The sequence below is a fragment of the Pelagibacterium luteolum genome, from assembly GCF_900100665.1.
GTDB lineage: Bacteria > Pseudomonadota > Alphaproteobacteria > Rhizobiales > Devosiaceae > Pelagibacterium > Pelagibacterium luteolum.
Window position 1 is genome coordinate 1 of record NZ_FNCS01000048.1, and the last position, 1,463, is coordinate 1,463.

Here is a 1,463-nt window from a genome sequence, read left to right on the forward strand (position 1 = left end):
GGTCGCCGCCAGGTCTAACAATCACACCAATACACTTCTCTCAACACACACAAAAAGCCCCGCAAAAACGCGGGGCTTTTTGCGTTCAAGGGGCGACATACACATACGTAGTTAACCGAACTCGTAGTTACCCGTTCTGTCCGGTATCACCCTTATGTCAAAAAACGTGAGGGGACGATCATGAAGACGAAACTCATCGTCAGGACAGACTTTGCTGCCGCTGCTCAATCAGAGCTGACACTGCGTTTTCCCGGCATCTACGAATCACATGCCATCGACCGCATGGGCGAAGATATCGTGTTCGGCCAATCGGATGTGCCTGGCATTTGGCGCCTCCATGCCATTGGCCGTCTGGAAAGCTGGGCTCGCGCCGGCGATTCTGTCGATTTTCGATTCGTGGATATTCGACCATTGCCCGAATCGATCACGATCGTCACCGAGGGTGACCCCGAATCGGATCGGCATTTCACGCCGTATATGATCGACACCCTGTTGCCTGAGGAGATGGCGGGCCTGTTACCCGGCAAGCTTGGGCTCGAGCAGGCGCTACAGACGCCGATCGTCACGCTGGCCGAAGGCTATGGCGAGGTCATTGTCGGAAGCCTTGTTGGCGGTTTGCATTTCGAAGCTCAGGGAAAGACTTTTTTCCACAAGGTGGCCGCAGCATATTCCCAACGCTGTGCCATTTCCCATATGCGCCAATCCTCGATCGACGGCCTTGCTCAGGAAGGCGTTGTTATCGGTATCGACGAGCCATTCGTCCGCCATGAAGGCGCGGAACGCGACGGCCTGTTTCTGTCGAGTTCGTTTGCATTTGCCTATAGATACGGTCTCTTGGCGATCGGGGACGACTATGAGCTCCTGCGTCATCAAACTATGGAAGCGGAGATGCGGATGTTCCTTGAAATTGCCAATCGCAAGGCCATGCTACGCCTACCTGAAGATCCCGCGCATTGGCCGGATCTCGACGCTGCACGCCGGCATCGCAACAAATTCGGCTACTGACTTATCCACAGGTGGAACCAAAATCGCTTCATGAGAGTTTTTTAAAATCGACCTGTTGACTCGGCAATAGGGTCCCCGTATACACCCCGAGCGCTGGCAGAGACGGGCCACACGGTCCGGCGAAAACCAGCCAAGGTTTTGAAAAAAAAGAACTTTCAGTTTTTTCGAAACCGGGTGTTGACAGGCCAAACAGTCGGCCCTATATACCCCACACCGCTGACGAGGCGGCGCCCAGCGCGGCGCTGAAGAGGCGGTCTTCATGAAAAGGTTCGGGCCTGGTGCCGATCAGATAAGGATCGGGACAAAGCCATTTGCGCCTTTAAGTGAGAGCAGAATTTAGACGCTGCCAAGTGGCGTCAGTTGTTTGACATTGTAGGTTATGAATGGAAAGGGAAACGTGGCCGGCGGGCTTTGTTTTTGCGGTTCGGGTTTATCTCGAACACAAGGACTTTGTTTGA

The 1,463-nt window shown here is 54.1% G+C and carries 1 protein-coding gene; it reads left to right on the forward strand.

Annotation, left to right across the window (positions count from 1 at the left end):
* Positions 1–180: 180 nt before the first annotated feature.
* The gene (locus tag BLR31_RS21275; protein ID WP_090600544.1) at positions 181–1,005 is read left to right on the forward strand and encodes a hypothetical protein; all 825 of its coding nucleotides are present in this window, start codon (positions 181–183) and stop codon (positions 1,003–1,005) included.
* Positions 1,006–1,463 lie beyond the last annotated feature (458 nt).

What these genes read in the sequence shown, in the direction of transcription:
- BLR31_RS21275 (WP_090600544.1), top strand. Translation starts at nt 181, where the DNA reads ATGAAGACGAAACTCATCGTCAGGACAGACTTTGCTGCCGCTGCTCAA.